The following is a 7,437-nucleotide window of genomic DNA, read 5'->3' on the forward strand; positions in this document are numbered from 1 at the left end:
TGGGAAAGGTGCTCACATTGTGCCACGCGGTGTCATGCATCACCATCAGTATTAGAGTTGCCCGCATGCATGATCTTGCCGATGTGACCATCAGGAGCATCTCTGTCAGCGAGATGGACAACAACGTTTACCTCATCACGGGGAAGGCGACCGGAGCGCAAGTCCTCATCGATGCGGCTGACGACGCGCCCGCCATCCACCGTCTGATCGCCGAAGGTGCTGCCGATGCGGAAGTCCCCTCACAACTGGCCCTCGTCGTGACCACCCACTCCCATTGGGATCACGTCCGGGCGCTGAAGGACGTTGTCCGGGCAACGGGCGCGCGCACGGCCGCCGGCGTGGAGGACGTCGGCGATATCGCGGTCCCCACCGATGTACCGCTCAATCACGGCGACGTGGGTGAGTTCGACGGTTTCGAGCTCGAAGCAATTGGGCTGCGCGGACACACGCCGGGGTCCGTCGCATTGGTGTACCGGGACCCCGACGGGCCCGTCCACCTTTTCACCGGCGACTCGCTGTTTCCAGGCGGTGTCGGTAACACCGGTGGGGACCCTCAGCGGTTCGAGTCCCTGTACAGCGACGTAGTGGAGCGGATCTTCAACCGATTCGATGACGACACCATCGTCCATCCCGGCCACGGTAAGCCGACCACTCTCGGGGCGGAACGGCCGTCTTTGGCCGAGTGGCGTTCACGCGGCTGGTGAGCCGTCCCTCCCCTGCTTCGCACCCACGGCGAACACACGCCTGAATGCAAAGAGAGTGCCGCCGTCGGGCTCGGGCGGATACGCCTCGGTAAGCAGGTCGGCGTAGGCGCGCTCGAACTCGGCGGCCTCGTCCTCAGCGAGGGCGGCAAGAACCGGGCGCAGCCCGGTACCTCGCACCCACTGAAGGACCGGATCGGCACCCGAGAGCCGGTGCTGATAGGTCGTCTCCCACACATCTGCTTCAAGACCCGCGTCGTTGAGCAGGCGATGATATTCCTCTGGTGAGCCGACGGCGTCGTCGTGTCTGAGCACAGATCCAAGCTGCTCCCTCCAACGCACGGACTCTGCCAGTCTTCGCATCAGCGAGTGCGAGGGCGCCGAGAAGTTGCCTGGAACCTGAAACGCTATCCAGGCGTGCTCCCCAAGGTCGCGGGCCCAGCGCGCCAGCAGCTCCTGATGCCCAGGCACCCACTGCAGCACAGCATTGGATACCACGACGTCGATGCCCGGCTCCACAGCCCAGTCCCGGACGTCGGCCAGCGAGAAGAGCAGGTTCGGAGGAGCATCCTTGAGCGCCCGTGCGCGGTCAATCATCTCCGGTGATGAATCCAGTCCCACGACCTCGGCATTGGGCCATCTGCGCGCAAGCACAGCAGTAAGCTCTCCGGGCCCGCAACCGAGATCAACCACCCGCCGCGGCGCGGCATGGCCGATCCGGCCCACCAGGTCGAAAAACGGTCGCGACCGGTGGTCGGAGAAGGCGGCATACTGTGAAGGGTCCCAGCGCATGAGGGCAAGCCTAGCCGTCGAGGGTTCAGGCCGACGGGCAGGGCACATCCGGCACAAGCGGATAGGCTGGAACTAAATGACTATCCAGGAACATCTCCCCCAGCCCGGCGAAGCACCCGCTCCCGACGCCGACACCGTCTACACGGCCTTCCATTCCTGGTCCGCCAGCACCGGGATCACTCTGTACCCGGCGCAGGATGAAGCCGTCCTCGAGCTTGTCTCCGGGAACAACGTCATCCTCGCGACCCCCACCGGATCAGGCAAATCACTGGTGGCCGTCGCAGCTCACTTCCATGCGATCGCGGAGGGGCGGCGAAGCTACTACACCGCCCCGATCAAGGCGCTGGTCTCGGAGAAGTTCTTCGCACTGTGCGCGATCTTCGGCGCCGAGAACGTCGGCATGGTCACGGGCGACTCCGCCGTCAACCAGGATGCCCCCATCATCTGCTGTACAGCGGAGATCCTGGCGAACATCGCACTGCGCGAGGGAAGCCGCGCCGATGTCGGCACGGTGGTCATGGATGAGTTCCACTTCTATGCTGATCCGCAGCGCGGTTGGGCCTGGCAGGTCCCCCTGCTGGAGCTGCCGCAGGCACAGTTCCTCCTGATGTCCGCAACCCTCGGCGATGTTGAGCGCTTCGAGAAGGACCTGACCGAGCGAACCTCGCGGGCCACTGTTCTGGTCAGTTCGGGTGATCGACCCATTCCGCTGAACTTCTACTATTCCGAGGAGCCCCTGCAGGAAGCCCTCGAGGAATTGCTCTCCACGCACCAGGCACCGGTCTACGTGGTGCACTTCAGCCAGGCGGACGCCATCGAACGCGCGCAGAACCTGATGAGCATCAATGTGTGCACACGTGAGGAGAAGGACAGGATCGCGGCCCTCATTGCGAACTTCCGGTTCTCCTCCGGCTTCGGCAAGACCCTGAACCGGCTGGTGCGCCACGGTATCGGTGTACATCACGCCGGGATGCTGCCCAAGTACCGGCGGCTTGTTGAGCAGCTTGCACAGGCGGGGCTGCTCAAGGTCATCTGCGGCACGGACACGCTTGGCGTGGGCATCAACGTGCCCATCCGGACCGTCATGCTCACGGCTCTCAGCAAGTACGACGGCGTTCGCACCCGCCTGCTCAACGTGCGGGAGTTCCACCAGATCGCCGGCCGCGCGGGGCGGGCGGGTTACGACACCTCCGGAACGGTGGTGGTGCAGGCGCCCGACCACGTCGTCGAGAATACGAAGGCAATGGCCAAGGCCACAGCAAAATTCGGCGATGACCAGAAGAAGCTCCGCCAGGTGGTGCGTAAAAAGCCTCCCCAGGGGTTTGTTTCCTGGGGTAGGCCCACCTATGACAGGCTCGTCGAGGGCACACCGGAGCCGCTCGGTTCCAGTTTCGCGGTGAGTCACTCGATGCTGCTGAATCTGCTCGAGCGTCCGGGGGACCCGCTGAGGGCGGTGCAGGATCTGCTGCGCGGTAATCATGAACCTCCCGCCCGCCAGTTCATGCACCTTCGCAGGGCAATCAGCATCTATCGCGAACTGGTGACAGCGGGCATCGTGGAGCGGCTCCCCGAGCCCGACGACGAGGGCAGGACCATCCGGCTCAAGGTCCATCTGCAGGCGAACTTCGCGCTCAACCAGCCGCTCTCCCCCTTCGCGCTCGCCAGCCTCGAACTCCTCGACCCCGAGAGCCCGGCCTACGCCCTCGACGTCGTTTCGGTCATCGAGGCCACCCTGGAGAAGCCGCGCCAGGTGCTCAGCGCGCAGGAAAAGAAGGCCCGCGGCGAGGCCGTTGCCGCAATGAAGGCCGACGGCGTTGACTACGACCAGCGGATGGCCAGGCTCGAGGAGATCTCCTATCCGCAACCGCTCGCCGAGCTGTTGTTCCAGGCCTTCGAGACCTACCGCTCGGGTGCTCCCTGGCTGGGGGACTTCGAACTCACGCCCAAGTCGGTAGTCCGCGACATGTACGAGCGGGCCATGAACTTCGGCGAGTACATCGCGTTCTACTCCCTGGCCCGTTCCGAGGGGATTCTCCTCAGGTACCTTGCCGACTGCTTCAAGGCCCTGCGTCAGACCGTCCCCCGTGACGCCCTGCGCGAAGACCTGACCGACATCATCGAGTGGCTCGGGGAGCTGATCCGCCAGGTGGACTCGAGCCTGCTCGATGAGTGGGAACAGTTGGCGGCGGGCGTGTCCGGCCAGGACACAGGGACTGTTGATCTTCCCCCGGAGCCCGATTCCGTTACCTCGAACGAGCGGGCGTTCCGGGTCATGGTGCGCAACGAGATGTTCCAGCGGGTGAAGCTGTTCGCCGCGGAGGACGAGGAAGCACTTGGCCGGCTGGATGAGGCGTCGGGCTGGAACGCAGACCGATGGGCCGAAGCAATGGACGGCTACTTCGACGCTCACGACGACATCGACGACGGTCCTGATGCCCGCGGGCCCGCCCTGCTCATCATCAAGCAGGTTCCCGGACGCTGGGAGGTGCGGCAGATCTTCAAGGACCCGGCCGGCGACCAGGACTGGGGCATTAACGCGGTCATCGACCTCGCGGCGTCAGACGAGGCGGGATTCCCGGTTCTGGCGGTCACTTCCGTGGGCGGTCCCTGAACCGCGTCTAGCGGACCCTGAACCGCGGCCTCCCACACCTCGCTGGCGCTCGGCGCGGGTCCCTCGGCCAGTAGGCTTGGGGATCATGACTCCTATCCGGGAAGCGCGTCGTGATGACGTGCCCATCATCCTGCAATTGATCCACGACCTTGCGGTCTATGAGAAGGAACCTGACGCCGTCCGCAATACGGTGCAGGGCCTTGAGGAAGCGCTGTTCGGACCACATCCCGGCATCTTTGCGCATGTGGCCGAGGACGACGACGGCGTTCAGGGTTTCGCTCTGTGGTTCCTCAACTACTCCACCTGGGAGGGCGTGCACGGCATCTACCTTGAAGATTTGTACGTACGCCCTGAAGCGCGGGGATCGGGTTACGGGAAAGCGCTGCTGCGCACACTCGCCGGAATCGCGTCCGAACGCGGTTATGCACGCGTGGAGTGGTCGGTACTGAACTGGAACGAACCTTCGATCGCCTTTTACCGCAGTCTGGGGGCGCTCCCGCAGGACGAGTGGACCACCTTCAGGCTCACCGGCGATCCGCTTACGAAGTTTGCGGGCAACGGCGCATGACCGCCCGGGCTCATGAAACGGGGTCCACCCGGGTGATGCGAGGCGTGAAGACGACGCCGCACCGTTTCGCCGTTCCACTGGACTACACCGTTCCTGAGGGTGAGCACATCGAGGTTTTCGCTCGAGAGTACAGCTCCACGGATCACGACGACGCGGCGCGGCTCCCGTGGCTGCTCTTCCTTCAGGGCGGGCCCGGCGTGCGCGGCAACCGCACCACCCAGCTCTCCGGCTGGATGAAGGCAGCCGCCCGTGATTTCCGGATCCTGATGCTTGACCAGCGCGGTACCGGGCTCTCCACGCCCGCCGACACCGTGACGCTCCCCCTGCGCGGCACCCCGGCTGAGCAGGCGCGCTACCTTCGCCACTTCCGCGCTGACTCGATCGTTGCGGATGCCGAGTCCATCCGTAACGCCCTGGGTTCGGAACCGTGGACAGTATTCGGGCAAAGCTTCGGCGGATTCTGCACCCTGTCCTATCTTTCCTTCGCTCCGGAGGGGGTGGAACGCGCCTTGATCACAGGCGGACTGGCACCACTCGCCGGACCGCCCGAGCGTGTCTACCGATCAACTTTCAAGCGCGTAGCGAAGCGCAACGCCGAGTACTTCTCCTGGTATCCCGAGGACCGGGCACTGGCCACACGCCTGATGCGCCACCTCGACGCGGTCGAGGAGTTCCTGCCTAGCGGCGAACGGCTTACCGCGCACCGATTCCAGATGGTCGGGTCCTTCCTCGGCGGAAACGCGCGGGTGGACGCACTTCACTACCTGCTGGAGGACGCTTTCGTCCCGGCCCCCGGCGGGGAACGTCTCTCGTCCAGTTTCCTGGATCAGGTGCAGTCCGTCGTGAGCCGTCGATCGAACCCGCTGTACGCGCTCCTTCACGAGTCCATCTACTGCCAGGGTGAAGCCTCGAGGTGGGCGGCATGGCGGGTGTTGAAAGAGTTCCCCGACTTCGCGCCCGATGCAACGGATCCGCTGCTCACCGGTGAAATGATCTATCCCTGGTACTTCGATGAGGACCCCGCACTGATTCCGCTCAAGGAAACGGCTGAACTCATCGCAGCGGCAGACGACTGGGGGCCGCTGTACGATCCGGCCCGGCTTGCGCGCAACGATGTGCCCGTCGCAGCTGCCGTTTACAGCGATGACATCTACGTGGACCGGGACCTGTCCCTTGAGACGGCAGCGGCGGTCCGTGGCCTCCAGGTGTGGGAAACCTCGGACTTTCATCATGACGGAATCAACGACGACGGCGACGCCATCTTCTCGCGTCTGCTCGCCATGACCCGCCGCGGCTAGGGAACCTCGGCAACGTAGAAGGCGCCGACCCTGCACTGCAGGATCGGCGCCTTATGTATCAGCTCTCAGGCGTGGTTCAGTGTTCCGGACCGCCCGTGCGGGCCTTTTCGGCGTCCGCAGCGAGTTCGGCATCGAGCTTGGCGCGCTTCCCGGCAGGGCTCAGCAGGCTCGCTACGACAGCTATCACGATGGTGGCGACGATGAAGCCCAGCGAAGCGAACGTCGGGATTACCGGGGCCCATTCAATATGCTGGCCGCCGTTGATGAACGGCAGTTCGTTCTCGTGCATGGCGTGCAGGATCAGTTTCACACCGATGAAGGCGAGGATGATCGAGAGCGCGTGCTTGAGGAACACCAGTCGGGTCATGAGACCGCCCAGGAGGAAGTACAGCTGGCGCAGGCCCATCAGCGCGAACAGGTTCGCGGTGAACACGATGAACGCACTTTCGGTCAGGCCGAAGATCGCGGGAATGGAGTCCACAGCGAACAGCAGGTCGGTGAGGCCGATCGTGACGAAGACGATGAGCATCGGTGTGAAGACCTTCTTGCCGTTGACCACGGTGCGGACCTTGCCGCCGTCGTACTTGTCGGTCATAGGCAGCACAGTGCGCAGCTTGGCAATGAGCTTGTTTTCCTTCTCCTCTTCCTCTTCACCGGAGTCTTTCGCCTGGTGGTAAGCGGTCCACAGGAGGAATGCGCCGAAGATGTAGAAGATCCAGGAGAAGTTGCTGATCAGCGCCGCACCCAAAAGGATGAAGATTCCGCGCAGTATCAGGGCGATGATAATGCCCACCATCAGCACTTCCTGCTGGTACTTCCGCGGCACGGAGAACCTGGCCATGATGATGATGAACACGAACAGGTTATCGATGCTCAGGCTGTACTCCGTCACCCAGCCGGCGACGAACTGCCCGCCGAATTCGGGGCCTGTTATAGCGAACATGAGTACGGCAAAGATCAGGGCGAGTCCCACGTAGAAGGAGACCCATAAGCCGGCTTCCTTCATCGAAGGCTCGTGGGGCCGCTTCACGACAAGCAGGAGGTCGAACAGGAGGATAATTCCCAGAACGACAAATGTGCCTATTTCAAAGGCAAGGGGCAGTTCAAGCACTAGGGACCCTTTCGAAGGTACAACGGGATTCGCAAGTCTCTCCGTCGCATTCGTTGTGCGACCGCTACGCCCGGCAGACCGTCGTCGGCCTGCGTGTTGACGTTCGTAGCGCGAAAGGATACTCCCCTACGTTCGTCCCATGGTACCCGCGGCCGGTCGGGATCGGGAAACAAGACGCAAGTCAAGTACGGAGCTGCGCCAACCCGGCGACATGTTGCACGATGTCGGGCTCGGTCCAGTAGTCGCTGTGACCTCGGACCAGGCCGTCGGGCCGCGGATCTGGAAGTTCGCTGTTTGCGATCCCCGGGATGGGGAACCCGATGGGATCTGTTGCCCGCCAGTAATTGCGCCAGCTT

6 protein-coding genes are annotated in these 7,437 nt (G+C 63.6%); 4 read left to right on the plus strand and 2 right to left on the minus strand.

All coding sequences use genetic code 11. The annotated features are described in order from the left end of the window. The first annotated feature begins 65 nt into the window (after positions 1-65). Positions 66-704 (plus strand): MBL fold metallo-hydrolase, encoded by a 639-nt coding sequence (locus tag RIF85_RS13385; RefSeq protein WP_309072394.1) that lies wholly within the window; start codon positions 66-68, stop codon positions 702-704. Here the strand turns inward: RIF85_RS13385 and RIF85_RS13390 are convergent. Continuing rightward, on the minus strand, positions 690-1,493 hold the full coding sequence (locus RIF85_RS13390; protein ID WP_309072395.1) for a trans-aconitate 2-methyltransferase: 804 nt from the start codon (positions 1,491-1,493) through the stop codon (positions 690-692). The genes RIF85_RS13385 and RIF85_RS13390 overlap by 15 nt on opposite strands. A 76-nt stretch (positions 1,494-1,569) precedes the next feature. Between RIF85_RS13390 and RIF85_RS13395 the strand changes: the two genes are divergently transcribed. The 3 genes from RIF85_RS13395 to RIF85_RS13405 all read left to right on the plus strand — a co-directional run bounded on the left by RIF85_RS13395 (position 1,570) and on the right by RIF85_RS13405 (position 5,970). After that, positions 1,570-4,104: a DUF3516 domain-containing protein gene (locus RIF85_RS13395; protein WP_309072396.1), complete on the plus strand. Its 2,535-nt coding sequence runs from the start codon at positions 1,570-1,572 to the stop codon at positions 4,102-4,104. Between the two features lie 85 nt (positions 4,105-4,189). Further along, the gene (locus tag RIF85_RS13400; RefSeq protein WP_309072397.1) at positions 4,190-4,672 is read left to right on the plus strand and encodes a GNAT family N-acetyltransferase; all 483 of its coding nucleotides are present in this window, start codon (positions 4,190-4,192) and stop codon (positions 4,670-4,672) included. Next, a complete protein-coding gene (locus RIF85_RS13405; protein ID WP_309072398.1) occupies positions 4,669-5,970 on the plus strand; it encodes an alpha/beta fold hydrolase in 1,302 nt (433 codons plus the stop codon). The genes RIF85_RS13400 and RIF85_RS13405 overlap by 4 nt, the downstream gene beginning before the upstream one ends. Before the next feature lie 76 nt (positions 5,971-6,046). On the opposite strand, the gene RIF85_RS13410 is transcribed toward RIF85_RS13405, so the two are convergent. Then, positions 6,047-7,081, minus strand: a complete 1,035-nt coding sequence (locus tag RIF85_RS13410; RefSeq protein WP_309072399.1) for a TerC family protein — start codon at positions 7,079-7,081, stop codon at positions 6,047-6,049. Positions 7,082-7,437: the final 356 nt, after the last annotated feature.

Source organism: Arthrobacter sp. (assembly GCF_031179385.1).
GTDB lineage: Bacteria > Actinomycetota > Actinomycetes > Actinomycetales > Micrococcaceae > Arthrobacter_D.

Excerpts from the sequence above, each read along its gene's own strand:
- RIF85_RS13400 (WP_309072397.1), top strand. The coding sequence starts at position 4,190 with ATGACTCCTATCCGGGAAGCGCGTCGTGATGACGTGCCCATCATCCTG.
- RIF85_RS13395 (WP_309072396.1), top strand. The coding sequence starts at position 1,570 with ATGACTATCCAGGAACATCTCCCCCAGCCCGGCGAAGCACCCGCTCCC.
- RIF85_RS13405 (WP_309072398.1), top strand. The coding sequence starts at position 4,669 with ATGACCGCCCGGGCTCATGAAACGGGGTCCACCCGGGTGATGCGAGGC.
- RIF85_RS13385 (WP_309072394.1), top strand. The coding sequence starts at position 66 with ATGCATGATCTTGCCGATGTGACCATCAGGAGCATCTCTGTCAGCGAG.
- RIF85_RS13390 (WP_309072395.1), bottom strand. The coding sequence starts at position 1,493 with ATGCGCTGGGACCCTTCACAGTATGCCGCCTTCTCCGACCACCGGTCG.